We start from the raw sequence: 14788 nt of genomic DNA on the forward strand, positions 1-14788 counted from the left end.
GCTTCGCCTTGCTTCAGCCCGCCACGTAGCTCCCGGACTTGCCGCCGTGCTTCTCCAGCACGTGCACGTCGGTGATCCGCATCCCGCGGTCCACGGCCTTGCACATGTCGTAGATGGTGAGCAGGGCCACCTGAACGGCGGTCAGGGCTTCCATCTCGACGCCGGTGGGTCCCACGGTCTCGACCGTCGCGGTGCAGACCACTTGCGGCGCATTGCCTTCTTCGGCCAGCGCAAAGGCCAGTGCCACGCGCGTGAGGGCCAGCGGGTGGCACAGCGGTATGAGGTCGCTGGTTTTCTTGGCCGCCTGGATGCCCGCGATGCGGGCGATGCCGAGCACGTCGCCCTTCTTTGCGGTTCCGGATTCGATCAGGGCCAGCGTCGCAGGCTGCATCTCGATGCGGCCGGTGGCCACGGCCACGCGGTGGGTGGCGGGCTTGGCCGCAACGTCGACCATGTGGGCCTGGCCCTGCGCGTCAAAATGGGTGAGGGAACTCATGTGTGAACGATCGGTGTGTGGATGCATCATACGAGCCCGAGCCATGGACGAGGAATGCCGCGCTTGACTCTTTCTGCCCCTAAAAAAAGTTCTGCCATGCCCGCGTTGCGGGCCCTGTGCGCTACGGTTCTCATAGCGTCCCAGATCTTGCTGCCGGTGCCCGCCCGCGCACAGTTGCAGGCATTGCCGGGCCTGGGCGACGGCGGCGAAATGACCGCCAGCGCCGAGCGCAACCTGGGCGACCAGATTGCGCGCGAGCTCTATCGCGACACAGACTACATCGACGACCCCGTCATTGCCGCCTATGTGCAGGAGATCTGGCAGCGCCTCTTGGCCGCCGCTCGCCAGCGTGGCGAACTCACGCCCGAACTGGACGAGCGCTTTGCCTGGACCGTCCTGCTCGGGCGAGACCGCAACGTCAACGCCTTTGCTCTGCCGGGCGGCTATCTGGGCCTGAACATGGGCCTGATAGCTACTGTGGGCAGCCGCGACGAACTGGCAACGGTGCTCGGCCACGAGCTGTCGCACGTCACGCAGCGCCACATCTCGCGCATCATGAGCCGGCAGGGCAAGCAGATGCCGTGGATGCTGGCCGGCCTGATCCTCGGCATGATCGCGGCCAGCAAGAGCCGCAACGCCGATGCCGGCCAAGCCGTGATCATGGGCAGCCAGGCGCTCTTCATGCAGAACCAGCTGAGCTTCTCGCGCGACATGGAGCGCGAGGCCGACCGCGTCGGCTTCGGCGTGATGACGCAGGCCGGCTTTGCGCCGCAGGGCGCGGCCGCCATGTTCGAAAAGCTGCAGTACGCCTCGCGCCTCAACGACAACGGCTCCTACCCCTATCTGCGCAGCCATCCGCTCACGTCCGAGCGCATTTCCGACATGCAGGGCCGGTTCCAGTTCCGTTTCGACGCGGCACCACCCATGCCGCTGGCCATGGACCACGCCATGATTGCGGCGCGTGCGCGCGTGCTCACGCGGCCGGGGGTCGATGTGCTGCGGCTCTGGGTCGATGCGGCTTCCAGCGGCGAGTTTGCCAGGAGCAGCCCGGCGCAGCAGGCCGGCACGCTTTACGCGGCGGCGCTGTCGGCCAAGGATCTGCGCGATTTCAAGGCGGCGCGCGCAATGGCCGAACGGCTGACGGCGCGCACCGCGGAAGATCCATCGGCCGCCAGGCTTGCGCGCTGGCTCAATGCCGAGATCGAACTTGCGGGCGGCGGCGCTGCCAAGGCCGCCGCCTTGCTCGATGTGAAGTCCAAGGAACGGCCCGAGATGCTGCTGGCCGCCGACGCGGCCGTGGCCACGCGGCAACCCGCGCCAATGGTGCCGGTGCTGCGCGACTGGGTCGCCACCCATCCGCGCGACGCCACCGCCTGGCGGGCGCTGGCCAACTTGTATGGCGCGCAGAACGACACGCTGCGCGCAGTGCGTGCCGACGCCGAAGCGAACGTGGCCATCCTCGACTACCCCGCTGCGCGGGACCGGTTCAAGGCCGCGCAGGAACTGATGCGCAAGCCGGGCGCGCCCATCGACCACTACGAGGCGTCGATCATCGACACCCGCGCGCGCGACGTCGAGGTATTGGTGAAGCGGCAGGCCGAAGAGCCGCCGCTCAGGTAGAAAAAAGAAAGGACGCGCGGCCGTTCAGGCCTTGGAAAGAAGCCCGCCCAGCGCGGCTTCGATCACCAAACCCAGCAGCGAATAGATCAGCGAGCCGATCAGCGCGGCCACGAAGCCGCTGACCTGAAAGCCCGCGAGCAGGCCCGATGCGGCCCAGAACAGCAGCGCGTTGATCACGAACAGGAACAGCCCCAGCGTGACGATGGTGACCGGCAGCGTGAGCACCACCAGCACCGGCCTGACGACCATGTTGAGCAAGCCGATGACCGCTGCGGCAATCAGCGCGGAGCCGAAGCTGTTGACCTGGACACCGTTGTAGAGATAGGCCACCGCCAGCAGCGCGACGGCGCTGAGCAGCCATTTGAGGATGATGCGCATGCGCCGCAGGATACCCCACCGGCCCGCCAAAAAGACGAGAGCCCCGGCGCGTTGCCGCACCGGGGCTCGTCGTGAAGCGGGATGTGTTATTCGGCCAGTTCGTTCGCGAGCACCAGCAGCGCGCCCATGCCCATCACGGCGCCAGGAAAGGCCCAGCCCGATTGACGCGGGGGGGTCTGGTCCAGCGAGACCGGTTCCAGGTCGACACCGATCTTGGGGCGGCGGGCATCGACCACGTGGGTGGCCGCATGCTCTCGCTTCAGCTGCTGCGTGAGATCGGCCAGCGGGCCCTTGGCAAGCACCGGCGTCACCTGTCCGCCATTGCGTTCGAGCACCGGCAGCAGCTGCGCCTGGACCTTGCTGAACCACTTGGCGCGCCAGTTCTCTCGCGCGCTGTGGCTCACCCATTTGCTGATGCGGTGAGTCATGCGCGGTGCGCAGGCCACGAGCACCCAATGGCGCGCCACGACGCTGTTGGCGTCGGGCGTCAGTTCGGCGAACTGCTCGCAGGCATAGCCGGCGTCGTCGACATAGAGAATGATCGTTTCCACGGTGCGCTCCTTCAGGTAGCTAGAGTGGCAGAGACTGGCCGATAGGGGAAGGGCATTTTTTGCCGGCGCTTGCCGGCGTTCAGCTCGACGTGACGGCCTCGGCGGGCTTTTGGCGCGCCTGGCGCACTGCCACCCACTTGCCGATGACCAGCACCAGCAGCGCACCGGCGATGCCGGCTGCATACCTGACCATGTCGGACTGCGGCACCTTCGGCACCCATGTCCAGGCGGCGGTGTTCGACAGCGCGGGATCGGACACAGCCATCGTGCCGGCGATCCAGCCCAGCAGCATGCCGCCGAGCGTGATGATGATCGGGAAACGGTCCATCAGCTTGATGACCAGCTGGCTGCCCCAGACGATGATCGGGATGCTCACCAGCAGGCCGAAGATCACCAGCGGCATTTGGTGGGCCTGGCCGGCGCCCTGAGCGGCACCTGCAATGGCGATCACGTTGTCCACGCTCATCACCAGGTCGGCCACGATCACGGTCTTGACGGCGGCCCACAGCTTGTCGCTGCTCTGGATGTTGCCGTGCGCGTCGTCATGGTCGGGCGCCAGCAGCTTGATGCCGATCCACACCAGCAGTGCGGCCCCCACCAGCTTGAGGAACGGAATGGCCAGGAGCGTGAGCGCGAAGAAGATCAGCACGACACGCAACACGATGGCGCCGGCCGTGCCCCACAGGATGCCCTTGGTGCGTTGCGCAGGCGGAAGCTTGCGGCAGGCCAGGGCAATGACGACGGCGTTGTCTCCGCCGAGCAGGATGTCGATCATGATGATCTGACCGACCGCGACCCAGAATTCCGGGGTCATGAACTGTTCCATAGGTTCCTCTTGTCTTCGCGCGGCCCGTCCATCCTGGCTGGATGGCAGCAGTCCGGCGCATGCGTTGCATTTCGATCCATCCCGTGCAGGAATGTCGAAGCGATGGCGAAGACCGGGCGAATGACCGGGGATTCTGGAACGCTTCGACCAAACCTGCGCAGGTTCAAATCGAAGGTCTTGCTCGACAGCGCGTACCCAAGGGGCACGTGTTGCCCGACAGGCCGGAAGTGTTGTGCTTCGTATTGACGACCAGTCGATTCCCGCCGTTGTGCGGCAGTTGGGAGCTACTCCCCTTCGTGGGGCGAATTAGAGCATCCTGGCCGGTGTTCTGGCAACCTGAAATTTCCGGTCCGCCAAAAGCAATGCCTTGAAAAGCTGGGTGAAACAAGGCACGAGGCTATGAATTTTGTAGCGCATATAACCTTCGACGGTCGCGGGGCATTGCCGGACTATGATCGCCGCTCGCTGTTTTGCACTCTTCATGGCCGCCATTCACATCATCGACATCGAGGCCGCCATCAACCATTGGCGCGAGAAGAGTCCCTCGCCCGACGGTGTCACCTTGGCGCCACAACTTCGCGCGCTCGCCGAGGTCTACGCGCTCATGGTGTTCCACCACGAAGACGAGGTCGACGAGTTCGGTTTTCCGTCTGATGCCTGGGCGGCCTGGCTCGATTGGTACCACAGCACGCCCGACACCCCCTGCATCGCGATCTGTTCCACCAGCCAGGGGGACGACGAGTGCAAGGGTTGCGGCCGCACCTTCGACGAAGTGCAGCATTGGCCCGCCATGTCGCCGGTCGAAAAGCGCGTGACCTGGCGCCGCATCACCATGGAAGACACGGCCTGGCGCTTCAACAAGTACGCCGAGCGCGCCCGCGAGGCCGAGCCGGCGCAATGGCCTGACGACCCGGCCGAGCCCCTCGGGCCCGACGACACGCCCTGAGGGGCCCAAATGCGCCGCCTCGCCCAAGCACCGAACCTCGCGATCGCGACCCTGTGGGTGCATGCGTTGCAAGAGGAGGGCGTCGAAGCGACGGTGCAGCGTGAATTTCTCGGCGCCGTGATGGGACAGCTACCGCCCGACCAATGCCTGCCTGAAATCTGGATCGACGACGAAGCGCAGTTCGAGCGCGCGCAGCAAGTGCTGTATGCGGCGCAGCACAGGCCTCAGCGCAACTGGCAATGCGTGTGCGGCGAGCGGATCGAGGGCGGCTTCGAGCAGTGCTGGCACTGCGGCGCGATGATGCCGGCCGCCTAGAGGCTATTTCCAGCGCAGCAGTTCGACGTCGATGCTGTTTGCACCGTCGCCCAGCGTCAGCGTGTTTTCCTGGATGGTCGCCTGCAGCTGCATGCTGCGCTGCGCCAGCGCGGCCAGCGCCTGCGAGGCTTCCGTCGGCACGCGGTAGACCTGCAGGTTTTGCGGCCGCGTGAGCTTGTTCTCGATGCCGCGCCACCAGATCTCGGCCGCGTGGTTGAAGCAATAGACGATCACTTCGTCCGACTTGCCGCAGGCCTTGATGATGGGCTTGTCTTCCGGCTGGCCGACCTCGATCCACAGCTTGGTCTCGCCCGTGAAATCGCGCAGCCACACGTCGGGCTCGTCGACGTTCGACAAGCCCGCGCCAAAGGCCAGCGTGCCGTCGCCCTGGCACACGTCCTGCAGCTTGTGCGCGTTGAGTGCAAGCGCGACGAGCCGGATCATCATCCGCTCGTCGGTCTCGCTCGGGTGGCGCGCCAGGGTCAGCGCATGGTCGGCGTAGTAGCCGTGGTCGATGTCGGCCACCGCGAGGGCGGCCTTGAAGATGGTGGATTTGAGGGCCATGGGTGCGCGAGTGTATGCGCCCCTACAGGCTTCGTCAGAACGTCACCGAAGCCTGCAGGTACACGGTGCGCGGCTGGCCCACGTACTTGCCGCCGTTGTTGTCGACCGACCGGTTGTAGTAGCGCCGGTCGAACAGGTTCTTGACGCCGACGGCCAGCTTCAGGTTGCTCATCGAAGGGCCGAAGTCGTACGCGGCGCGCAGGTTCATGGTCGCGTAGCCCGGAATGTTGCCCAGGCGGCCGGTCGAATCCTCCAGCGTGATGTATTGCGCGCCGTCGTCGGGCGAGCCTGGCGAGCGCTGCTTCGATTGCGCGTACACGTCGGCGTTGAAGGTCCACGGCCCGCGCTCATAGCGCGCGCCGAGCGTCGCCACCTGTCGCGAGTAGAACGGCAGGTCGCGCCCCGCGAAAGCGCCGGCCTTGGAGGTGGCCTGCGTGTACGTGTAGGTTGCGGACACCGACACGCCCTTGAGCGAATCGCTCAGCGTGCCAAGGTCGTAGCGCAGCGCCGACTCCAGCCCGCGGTGCCGCGTGGCGCCCAGGTCGGTCCATTGGCCGACGTCGCCGGTGATGGAGCGCGCGAGCTGTAGTTCCTTGTCGAAGTTGATATTGAACAGCGTCAGCTCGCCGCTCCACGCCTCGCCCTTGTAATGCGTGCCGATTTCGTAGGTCTTGGCTTTCTCCGGATGCAAGCCCGTGGTCGACTGCGCGAGCTGGGCGTACTGCTGCGGGCCGAAAGACACGCCGGCATTCGCGAACACCGACCAGCGCTCGCTCATGCGGTAGAGCACCGACAGCGTCGGCAGCACCTCGTTGGAATCGATCTTCGGATAGTTCGCGCCGGTGACCCGGTTGTTGGCCAGCGTGAAGACGTCATTGTGCGAGCGGATGGATTCGTAGCGCACGCCGGGCGTGATGGTCCAGTTGCCGAAGTCGATCCGGTCGTCGATGTAGAACGCATGTGCGGTCGTGCCGCCTTTGCTCGACTGGTACGCAGGCTGCGCGAGCGTGAACGCATCGAATCCGGGGCGCGGCCGGTAGTAGGCGCTGCGCGTCGCCACTTCGGAAGCCTCTTCCTTGAGGTAGCGCGCGCCGACGCTGATCTCCTGCACCACGCTGCCCGAATCGATCAGGCGCGAGTAGCGGGGCTCGAAGGCGTAGGTCTTGTAGTTGCGCGGAGCGCTGGTCAGGCGCCGCCGGCCGGCATTGGCGCCCGTGCCTTCCTGCTCGAGGTAGCTGCTGCGGAACGAGTCGGTGTAGTAGCTCAGCAATTCGAACTTGTTCACGCCGTCGTTGTGCGTGTACTTGATCGAACCGTCGGTCCGGCGTCCGGAGAATTCGTCGAAAGGGCGGTCGGACTGGAACGGGTCCGCGGCAAACTGCGCCGTCGTCAGGCCGCCCGGCATGCGGCCCTTGCCTTCGAAGTGATGCAGCGAGACGGCGATGTCGTCGGTGTTCGAAATCCGGTAGGCGCCCTTCAGCATCAGGTCGTCGATGCTGGTGTGGTCATTGCTCCGGCGAAAGCCGTCGCCGTGCGTGCCCGAATACAGCAGCGCGAGGCCGAGGCCGTTCTCGTTGGTGCCGCCCATGAAAAGGGTGGGTGTGGTCTTGATGCCGCCGCCGTGGCTGGCGCTTTCGACGCCCACGCCGACTTCGCCCGCGAACTGCTTCGGAATCGCCCGCGTCACGAAGTTGATGATGCCGCCCACGTTCTGCGGGCCGTAGCGCACCGAGCCCGCGCCGCGCACTACGTCGACCGCCTCCAGGCTGCCGAGCGACACAGGCGCGAGCGAGAGTTGCGGCTGGCCGTAGGGCGCATAGGCCAGCGGAACGCCGTCCAGCAGGATGGTCGAGCGCGGCGACAGGCGCGAAGTGAGGCCGCGCACGCCCACGTTGAGCGAGATGTCGCTGCCGCCCGTGCCGTTGCTCTCCTGCACCTGCACGCCGGGAACCTGGCGCAGCACGTCGCGCACGCTGCTCGAGCCGCTCTCCTGGATCTGCTTGCGCTCGATGATGCTGCGCGCGCCGGGGTGCTCGAGCACCTTGGTTTCACTGGGCGTGCCGAGCCAGTCGCCCGTGACGGTCACGGCTTCCAGCGACTTCGCACCAGACGTGGCATCGGCCGCCGGTTCGGCTTCGGCCGCAAAGCTCTGGAAACTGATGGGGAATAGCGCCATCACCAGGGCGGCGCACTTCTTCTGCTTGAACACGGCTTCTCCTCGAATATCAATAAAAATCGACCGCAGCAGACGTCCCGTTCAGGAGGTCGTGCGGTTGCTGTTGTTGGAAAGCGCGGCGCCTCGGGCCGCGGCGGCTACGGCGCGGCGCCGCCACCAGAGCCAGATGCCGCTCAGCCCCAGGCCGGCCAGTGCCAGGCCAAGCAGCGCGACGACCGCCTGGAGCACCGGCCCGCCCAGCACGCCGGTGTGCAGCGGATAGATCACCACCACCGCGCCGTTGCCGGCGTCCAGGTCTTGCCATCGGCGCACCGCCAGCACCTCGCCGGTCAGCGGATGCAGCCACGCCGAGCTGATGCCGTTCGGATGCGGATCGTCGGCAAGCCGGAAGCGCACCCGGATCGGGCGGTTCGGCTTGGAAGGCACCTGCACATAGCCGATCGGCTGGCCCGGGAACACGTTCTGCGCGCGGGCGACCAGTTCGTCGAGCGACAGCCGGGGGCCTGCGGCCGTGCCCTTGGGAACCGTGGGCGGCTTGACCGGCTCCTGGCCCATGGCGGCCGAAATGAAGTTGCCGAGCGGCCGCCATGCCATGTAGGCGCCCGTGAAGATCGACACCGCAATCAGCAGTCCAAGCACGGCGCCGCCGGTGCGGTGCAGGTCGAACAGCCCCCGCAGCAGGCCGCGGTCGAGCGCAATGCGAAGTGAAGGCGGCCAGCGCGTGGGCCACCAGAGCACCACGCCGGTGATCAGCATCAACAGATAGGCCAGCGCGACGAAGGCGAGGATGCCCTTGCCGGTATCTTCCAGCAGCAGGCTGCTGTGCAGTTCGAAGAGCAGGTTGTAGGCGCCTTCGTGCGACCCGCGCCGGCCTTGCTCGGCGCCGGTGGCGGGATCGAGATAGAGCGTGCCGTCCCAGGGCCCGCGCACATACACCCAGAGCGTCTCGCCGGAGTCGCGCGGTGGTCGCAGCGTGAAGTTGGTGTCGGGCCCGAACTCGGTCAGGATGCGCTGGCGCAGCGGCTCGAGCGGCAGCACGGGCGCCGCAACGGCCGTGTTTCGGGCCACGAAGAGCTCGGGATGCGCATAGCGGTCGATCGGCGACGCGACCACAAGCACCGCGCCAAGCAGCGCCGTGAGGGCAAGTACCGGTCCGAGCGTGAGACCGATCCAGCGGTGAACCTTGAGCCAGAGGCGTCGGAGGGGGGCGCGCAGCATGAACAACAGGGACTTTGAAGCCCCGTCAGGTCGTTGGCTGGCGCACCGCGGGGCGGCGCGTTGGCTGGATAGGGGGCCGAGAAGCGACGCAGGCAGACCGCCTTCAAGCGGCTGTTGCGTCGGTGCGGGAAGCCTCAGATTCTACTGGCGAGCTCCGCGGCCTTGCCCACGTAGCTCGCGGGCGTCATGGCCAGGAGCCGCTCTTTTTCCGTTTCGGGAATGTCGAGCGAGCGGATCAGCCCGTGCAGCGCCTCGGCCGTCACGGTCTTGCCGCGCGTCACTTCCTTGAGCTGCTCGTACGCGCCCTGCACGCCGAAGCGGCGCATCACGGTCTGGATGGGTTCGGCCAGCACTTCCCATGAAGCATTGAGGTCGTCGGCCAGCGCTTCCTCGTTGAGTTCCAGCTTGCCCAGGCCGGTGGCCAGGCTCGCATAAGCCAGCGTGGCATAACCGAAGGCCACGCCGATGTTGCGCAGCACCGTGCTGTCGGTCAGGTCGCGCTGCCAGCGGCTGATCGGCAGCTTCTCGCTCAGGTGGCGCAGCACCGCGTTGGCGAGGCCGAGGTTGCCTTCGGCGTTTTCGAAGTCGATGGGGTTGACCTTGTGCGGCATCGTCGAAGAGCCGATCTCGCCCTTCTTGAGCCGCTGCTTGAAGTAGCCCAGGCTCACGTAGCCCCAGATGTCGCGCGAGAAGTCGATCAGGATGGTGTTGGTGCGCGCCACGGCGTCGAACAGCTCGGCCATGTAGTCGTGCGGCTCGATCTGGATGCTGTAGGGCTGAAAGCTCAAGCCCAGGCCGAGCGGCGCGGGCGTTTCGATGACCTTGCGGCTGAAAGCCTCCCAGTCGAAATCGGGCCAGGCTGCCAGGTGGGCGTTGTAGTTGCCCACGGCGCCGTTCATCTTGCCGAGCAGCTGCACCGAGGCAATCTGCGCGCGCGCCTTCGAAAGCCGCACCGCCACGTTGGCGATTTCCTTGCCGACCGTGGTCGGGCTGGCGGTCTGGCCGTGCGTGCGCGACAGCATCGACACGCCGGCGAACTGGTGCGACATCTCGCGCAGCTTGGCAATCAGCCCGTCGATGGCCGGCAACACCACTTTTTCGCGTGCGGCCTGGATCTGCAGCGCATGGCTGGTGTTGTTGATGTCTTCGCTGGTGCAGGCAAAGTGAACGAATTCGGCGGCGGCCAGCAGCTCCGGCCGGGCGTCGAACTTGGACTTGATCCAGTATTCGACGGCTTTCACATCGTGGTTGGTGGTCTTTTCGATTTCCTTGATGGCCAGGGCGTCGGCCTCCGAGAAATGGGCCACCAGGCCCAGCAGGTATTTGCGAGCGCCGCCCGTGAGCGGCTTGAATTCGGCAAAGCCGCAGTCGGACAGCGCAATGAACCACGCCACTTCGACCTGCACGCGCCGGTGCATATAGCCCTGTTCGCTCATCAGCGGTCGCAGTGCCGCAAGTTTGGCCGCATAGCGGCCGTCAAGTGGGGAGAGGGCGGAAACGGTGGAGAAGCTCATGCCCGAATTTTAGGCGGGCCGCGGCGACGTGCGTTCGCGACAGATCGAAGCCGCGCTTTTGGCGTTCCCCTAAAATGAAGTTGAATAAACGTAAATCAAAGCCTAGGGAGAGAGCTTTCATGAAACTGATCGGATCGGCCGCCAGCCCTTATGTGCGCAAGGTGCGCGTGGTGCTGGCCGAAAAGCGGCTCGACTACCAGTTCGTGATCGAAGATGTCTGGGCTGCCGACACCACCATTGCGCACTCCAACCCGCTCGGGAAGGTGCCCTGCCTCATCATGGAAGGCGGCGACGCGATGTTCGATTCGCGCGTCATCGTCGAATACCTCGACACCCTGTCGCCCGTGGGCAAGCTCATTCCGCAGCAGGGCCGCGAGCGTGCCGAAGTCAAGACATGGGAGGCATTGGCCGACGGCGTCATGGATGCCGGCGTGCTTTGGCGCCTGGAATCCACGTGGACCGGCCGCGGCGATGGCGAGCGCAGCGCGGCCTGGATCGAACGCCAGCGCGCCAAGGTCGAAGGCGGCATTGCCGCCATGGCCAAGGGACTGAGCGACAAGCCCTTTTGCAGCGGCATCCACCTTGGCCTGTCCGATATCGCCGTGGGCTGCGCGCTGGGCTGGGTGGGGTTTCGCTTCCCCGAGATCGACTGGCGCGGCCAGCACCCCAATCTGGCAAAGTTGTACGACAAGCTGCTGCTTCGGCCCAGCTTCATCGACACCCAACCATGAAAAAAGGCGCCTCTGGCGCCTTTTTCGTTTCAGGGCGCCTGTGTTGCCGCGCCCCGTCCCTGAGGGAAATACAAAAATGCTGCGAGGCGCCCCGACGCGAAGGAGGGAGGGAGGGAGGAGGAGAAGAATCGCCTCGGGATTTCAACCAGACTAGACGCCCAGAAGACCTCGCAACATGAAACCGGAGGGCATTTGCTGCCCACGCTCGATATGAGCACAGTGTGCCAGCCCGGTTCCCACCCCAGTGGTAAACGTTTGTGACGACTCGTACGACCTCGGGGGCGTCAATGCGCGGCCAGCTGGCTTTCGATGACCTTCACGAAGGCCGCCTCGTCCGGCGCCGTCATGCTCGACCAGGCCTGCACCACCTTGCCGTCCCGCCCAATCAGGTATTTGTAGAAGTTCCACTTGGGCGTGGTTCCGGAGGCCAGGGCCAGCTGCTTGAACAGCGGATTGGCATTGGCGCCGCGCACCGACGTTTTGGCGAACATCGGAAACTTCACGCCGAAGGTGCTTTCGCAGAAATCTGCAATTTCCTTGTTGGAGCCCGATTCCTGCGAAAAATCGTTGGAGGGAAAGCCCAGCACCACCAGGCCGCGCGAGCGATATTTGCTGTCCAGCGCTTCCAGGCCCTTGTATTGCGGAGTAAAGCCGCAGAAGCTCGCGGTGTTCACCACCAGCACCACTTTTCCGGAGTACTGGCACAAATCTTGGGGTTTTTCGTCTTGCAACCGCGGGAAGGTATGTTGCAAGGTGGCGGGGCAGGCAGTAGCAGCGCCGTCGGCAGGGGCGGCTGATGCCGCTGCGGAAGGGGCCGAAGGGGTCTGGGCACCCGCCGTCCCGAGGGCAAACAGGCATGCTGCCAGTGCGGCGGCCGGTGTGCAGCGCCTGAGCGCAGACAATCGGGAGGGGGTTCGCATGGGGGCTCCTGATACAAAAAAGGGGGGTGTGAATCTGCGCTGCCAGGCAGCGCGAATTCGCATCATCGCGCGTCTGTCACCGGCGCGCCAAACGGGCCGATTAAAATCGGCGGCCTTAGAAAGACTTTGATGCTTTATCCGGAACTCTTCAGACAACTCGAATCTGTCCGCTGGGACATGGACAAGGACATTCCGTGGCAGTCGTTCGATGCTTCGCTACTGTCTGAAGAACAGGCGCAAACCATCAAGATGAACGCCATCACCGAGTGGGCGGCGCTGCCGGCCACCGAGATGTTCCTGCGCGACAACCGCCACGATAGCGACTTTTCGGCATTCATGTCGATCTGGTTCTTCGAGGAGCAGAAGCACTCGCTGGTGCTGATGGAATACCTCAAGCGCTTCAGCCCCCAACATGCGCCCACCGAGCAGGAGCTGCACGAAGTGCGCTTCGATTTCGATCCGGCGCCGCCGCTCGAAACGCTCATGCTGCATTTCTGCGGCGAGATCCGACTCAACCACTGGTACCGCCGCGCCGCCCAGTGGCACACCGAGCCGGTCATCAAGCACATCTACACCACGCTGAGCCAGGACGAGGCCCGCCACGGCGGTGCATACCTGCGCTACATGAAGCGGGCCATGGAAAAGTTCGGCGACGAGGCCCGGGCCGCGTTCACCAAGGTCGGCGTGCTGATGGCCAGCGCGCGCCGCACCGCCCAGGCGCTGCACCCGACCAACCTGCACGTCAACAAGGCGCTGTTCCCGAACGACACCATCCAGAGCCGCATGCCCGACCCGGATTGGCTCGAGCACTGGCTCGACAAGCAGATCAAGTTCGATGCCGTCTGGGAAAGCAAGGTCGGCGAGCGCATCCTGCACAACCTGAGCCTCTTGATGGACCGCAGCTTCAAGACCGTGCAGGAGCTCAACCGCTACCGCAAGGAACTGGCCGCATCCATCGGCCCCAAGGCCGAATACCAGGGCGCGTAGCCGGCGGGTCGTCCCCGATAATTTCGGTCGGATTGCGGGCAAAGGTGTCACAAAGCCACACTGCCAGCCGTCTAGCCGAACATGGACGACGCCACCCTCACTTTCGATAGCCACCGCCGACGCCTTCAGGGCATCGCCTACCGCATGCTCGGCTCCGTTGCGGAGGCCGAAGAAGTGGTGCAGGACGCCTGGCTGCGCTGGCACGAGGCCGACAAGGCCGGTTTCGACAGCGCCGAAGCCTGGCTGGTCACCGTCGTCACGCGCCTTTCGATCGATCGGCTGCGCGCCGCCAAGGTCCAGCGCGAGCACTACATCGGGGCCTGGATGCCCGAGCCCACGCTGACCGAATCGCCCGATACGCCGGAAGAATCGCTGGAGCGCGCCGACAACATTTCCGTCGCATTCCTCGCCGTGCTCGAGCGCCTGGCGCCCGAGGCGCGTGCAGCCTTCCTGATGCGCGAGGTGTTCGACGCCGACTACGAGGAAGTGGCCCGTACCCTGGGCAAGAGCGAGGCGGCCTGCCGCCAGCTGGTGCACCGCGCCAAGGCACAGGTGCTGGAGGCGCGCCCGCGCTATCAGGTGTCGCGCGAAACCCACCAGCGCCTGCTGCGCGCCTTCGCCGATGCGGCCGCGCGCGGCAGCCTGCATGACCTGAAGGCACTCATGGCGGAAGACGTCGAGCTCATCGGCGACGGCGGAGGCAAGGTGCAGAGCTTCAGCAAGGTGCTGCGCGGCAGCCAGCGGCTGGCGCAGCTCTACTTCGCGCTCTGGCGCCGCATGGGCGCGGCGGTGCGCATGGAGCTGGCGGAGATCAACGGCGAACCCGGGCTGCTTCGCTTTGTCGACGGCCAGCTCGAATCGGCGCAAACCTTCGAGATCGAGGGCGAGCGCATCGTGCGCATCCGCGCACAGCGCAATCCCGACAAGCTGGCGCGCATCGCACAACATTTTTCTTCGAAATAATTCGCCCGGCGTGTCACAGGGCCCGGGGCCGGCTCGTCTTCAACAGGTAGCAAGCAGATTTTTTCAATCTCAACCACCTGGAGTACACGCCATGAGCAACACGATCAGCAACACCATCGCCCCACGCCTCACCTGGTACAAGACCGCTCCGAAGGCCTTCCAGGCCATGATCGCCGTCAACGGCACCATCGAATCGAGCACGCTCGGCAAGGTGCTGATCGATCTCGTCTTTGCCCGCGTCTCGCAGATCAACGGCTGCGCCTACTGCCTCGACATGCACGTGCGCGACCTGCGCCAGCAGGGCGAAGACTGGCAGCGTATCAACAGCCTGCCCACTTGGCGCGAAGTGAGCTTTTTCAACGAGCGCGAGCGTGCGGCGCTGGCCTGGGCTGAAACGCTGACGCGTCTCGCCGACCGTCACGACGCCCGCGACGCCGAGTTCGAGGCGCTCAAGGCGCATTTCAGCGAACTCGAAATCGTCGAACTTTCGATCGCCATCGCGCAGATCAACGCGTGGAATCGCATGGGCGTCGGCATGCGCTCGCAGGTGCTGGCCAAGCCGATGCCCTGAGGCCGGTGCGTC

Annotated in this window: 16 protein-coding genes; 7 read left to right on the forward strand and 9 right to left on the reverse strand. The window is 65.3% G+C overall.

All coding sequences use genetic code 11. The features are described from left to right. Positions 1–13 precede the first annotated feature (13 nt). Positions 14–496 (reverse strand): cyclic pyranopterin monophosphate synthase MoaC, encoded by a 483-nt coding sequence (moaC, locus tag ASC78_RS24335; protein ID WP_028258305.1) that lies wholly within the window; start codon positions 494–496, stop codon positions 14–16. Positions 497–550: 54 nt separating this feature from the next. Here moaC and ASC78_RS24340 point away from each other — a divergent pair, with 54 nt between their 5' ends. Then, positions 551–2116 (forward strand): M48 family metalloprotease, encoded by a 1566-nt coding sequence (locus tag ASC78_RS24340; RefSeq protein WP_055807552.1) that lies wholly within the window; start codon positions 551–553, stop codon positions 2114–2116. A 24-nt stretch (positions 2117–2140) separates the two neighbouring features. Here ASC78_RS24340 and ASC78_RS24345 read toward each other — a convergent pair whose 3' ends face one another. From ASC78_RS24345 to ASC78_RS24355, 3 genes are all read right to left on the reverse strand, one after another. Next, positions 2141–2494, reverse strand: a complete 354-nt coding sequence (locus tag ASC78_RS24345; protein ID WP_055807556.1) for a phage holin family protein — start codon at positions 2492–2494, stop codon at positions 2141–2143. An 86-nt stretch (positions 2495–2580) separates the two neighbouring features. Then, complete coding sequence (locus ASC78_RS24350) at positions 2581–3045, reverse strand: hypothetical protein (protein WP_055807559.1); 465 nt, start codon at positions 3043–3045, stop codon at positions 2581–2583. A gap of 79 nt (positions 3046–3124) precedes the next feature. After that, a complete protein-coding gene (locus ASC78_RS24355; RefSeq protein ID WP_055807562.1) occupies positions 3125–3871 on the reverse strand; it encodes a TerC family protein in 747 nt (248 codons plus the stop codon). A gap of 481 nt (positions 3872–4352) precedes the next feature. On the opposite strand from ASC78_RS24355, the gene ASC78_RS24360 reads away from it, so the two are divergent. Beyond that, the gene (locus ASC78_RS24360; protein ID WP_055807904.1) at positions 4353–4817 is read left to right on the forward strand and encodes a DUF3717 domain-containing protein; all 465 of its coding nucleotides are present in this window, start codon (positions 4353–4355) and stop codon (positions 4815–4817) included. A 9-nt stretch (positions 4818–4826) separates the two neighbouring features. Continuing rightward, positions 4827–5132: a putative signal transducing protein gene (locus ASC78_RS24365; protein ID WP_055807564.1), complete on the forward strand. Its 306-nt coding sequence runs from the start codon at positions 4827–4829 to the stop codon at positions 5130–5132. A gap of 3 nt (positions 5133–5135) precedes the next feature. On the opposite strand, the gene ASC78_RS24370 is transcribed toward ASC78_RS24365, so the two are convergent. The 4 genes from ASC78_RS24370 to purB all read right to left on the reverse strand — a co-directional run bounded on the left by ASC78_RS24370 (position 5136) and on the right by purB (position 10604). Continuing rightward, positions 5136–5696, reverse strand: a complete 561-nt coding sequence (locus ASC78_RS24370; protein ID WP_055807567.1) for a YaeQ family protein — start codon at positions 5694–5696, stop codon at positions 5136–5138. Between the two features lie 34 nt (positions 5697–5730). After that, positions 5731–7872, reverse strand: coding sequence for a TonB-dependent receptor family protein (locus tag ASC78_RS24375; protein ID WP_055807906.1), 2142 nt, complete (start codon positions 7870–7872; stop codon positions 5731–5733). A gap of 81 nt (positions 7873–7953) precedes the next feature. Further along, positions 7954–9090 (reverse strand): PepSY-associated TM helix domain-containing protein, encoded by a 1137-nt coding sequence (locus ASC78_RS24380; RefSeq protein ID WP_055807570.1) that lies wholly within the window; start codon positions 9088–9090, stop codon positions 7954–7956. A 134-nt stretch (positions 9091–9224) separates the two neighbouring features. Then, positions 9225–10604, reverse strand: a complete 1380-nt coding sequence (gene purB, locus ASC78_RS24385; RefSeq protein WP_055807574.1) for an adenylosuccinate lyase — start codon at positions 10602–10604, stop codon at positions 9225–9227. A gap of 119 nt (positions 10605–10723) precedes the next feature. Between purB and ASC78_RS24390 the strand changes: the two genes are divergently transcribed. Continuing rightward, complete coding sequence (locus ASC78_RS24390) at positions 10724–11335, forward strand: glutathione S-transferase N-terminal domain-containing protein (protein ID WP_055807577.1); 612 nt, start codon at positions 10724–10726, stop codon at positions 11333–11335. 284 nt (positions 11336–11619) lie between these two features. On the opposite strand, the gene ASC78_RS24395 is transcribed toward ASC78_RS24390, so the two are convergent. Then, a complete protein-coding gene (locus ASC78_RS24395) occupies positions 11620–12255 on the reverse strand; it encodes a glutathione peroxidase (protein ID WP_055807580.1) in 636 nt (211 codons plus the stop codon). Positions 12256–12384: 129 nt separating this feature from the next. Between ASC78_RS24395 and ASC78_RS24400 the strand changes: the two genes are divergently transcribed. The 3 genes from ASC78_RS24400 to ASC78_RS24410 all read left to right on the forward strand — a co-directional run bounded on the left by ASC78_RS24400 (position 12385) and on the right by ASC78_RS24410 (position 14776). Then, complete coding sequence (locus ASC78_RS24400; RefSeq protein ID WP_055807583.1) at positions 12385–13242, forward strand: hypothetical protein; 858 nt, start codon at positions 12385–12387, stop codon at positions 13240–13242. Between the two features lie 81 nt (positions 13243–13323). Beyond that, positions 13324–14205 (forward strand): RNA polymerase sigma-70 factor, encoded by an 882-nt coding sequence (locus ASC78_RS24405; protein WP_055807587.1) that lies wholly within the window; start codon positions 13324–13326, stop codon positions 14203–14205. A 91-nt stretch (positions 14206–14296) separates the two neighbouring features. Further along, positions 14297–14776: a carboxymuconolactone decarboxylase family protein gene (locus ASC78_RS24410; RefSeq protein ID WP_055807589.1), complete on the forward strand. Its 480-nt coding sequence runs from the start codon at positions 14297–14299 to the stop codon at positions 14774–14776. The last annotated feature ends 12 nt before the right edge of the window (positions 14777–14788 follow it).

Source organism: Variovorax sp. Root318D1 (genome assembly GCF_001424835.1).
Classification (GTDB): Bacteria; Pseudomonadota; Gammaproteobacteria; order Burkholderiales; family Burkholderiaceae_C; genus Variovorax.

What these genes read in the sequence shown, in the direction of transcription:
- moaC (WP_028258305.1), bottom strand. Translation starts at nt 496, where the DNA reads ATGAGTTCCCTCACCCATTTTGACGCGCAGGGCCAGGCCCACATGGTC.
- ASC78_RS24345 (WP_055807556.1), bottom strand. Translation starts at nt 2,494, where the DNA reads ATGCGCATCATCCTCAAATGGCTGCTCAGCGCCGTCGCGCTGCTGGCG.
- ASC78_RS24400 (WP_055807583.1), top strand. Translation starts at nt 12,385, where the DNA reads ATGCTTTATCCGGAACTCTTCAGACAACTCGAATCTGTCCGCTGGGAC.
- ASC78_RS24365 (WP_055807564.1), top strand. Translation starts at nt 4,827, where the DNA reads ATGCGCCGCCTCGCCCAAGCACCGAACCTCGCGATCGCGACCCTGTGG.
- ASC78_RS24390 (WP_055807577.1), top strand. Translation starts at nt 10,724, where the DNA reads ATGAAACTGATCGGATCGGCCGCCAGCCCTTATGTGCGCAAGGTGCGC.
- ASC78_RS24375 (WP_055807906.1), bottom strand. Translation starts at nt 7,872, where the DNA reads ATGGCGCTATTCCCCATCAGTTTCCAGAGCTTTGCGGCCGAAGCCGAA.
- ASC78_RS24405 (WP_055807587.1), top strand. Translation starts at nt 13,324, where the DNA reads ATGGACGACGCCACCCTCACTTTCGATAGCCACCGCCGACGCCTTCAG.
- ASC78_RS24355 (WP_055807562.1), bottom strand. Translation starts at nt 3,871, where the DNA reads ATGGAACAGTTCATGACCCCGGAATTCTGGGTCGCGGTCGGTCAGATC.
- purB (WP_055807574.1), bottom strand. Translation starts at nt 10,604, where the DNA reads ATGAGCTTCTCCACCGTTTCCGCCCTCTCCCCACTTGACGGCCGCTAT.
- ASC78_RS24360 (WP_055807904.1), top strand. Translation starts at nt 4,353, where the DNA reads ATGGCCGCCATTCACATCATCGACATCGAGGCCGCCATCAACCATTGG.
- ASC78_RS24370 (WP_055807567.1), bottom strand. Translation starts at nt 5,696, where the DNA reads ATGGCCCTCAAATCCACCATCTTCAAGGCCGCCCTCGCGGTGGCCGAC.
- ASC78_RS24395 (WP_055807580.1), bottom strand. Translation starts at nt 12,255, where the DNA reads ATGCGAACCCCCTCCCGATTGTCTGCGCTCAGGCGCTGCACACCGGCC.
- ASC78_RS24340 (WP_055807552.1), top strand. Translation starts at nt 551, where the DNA reads ATGCCGCGCTTGACTCTTTCTGCCCCTAAAAAAAGTTCTGCCATGCCC.
- ASC78_RS24380 (WP_055807570.1), bottom strand. Translation starts at nt 9,090, where the DNA reads ATGCTGCGCGCCCCCCTCCGACGCCTCTGGCTCAAGGTTCACCGCTGG.
- ASC78_RS24410 (WP_055807589.1), top strand. Translation starts at nt 14,297, where the DNA reads ATGAGCAACACGATCAGCAACACCATCGCCCCACGCCTCACCTGGTAC.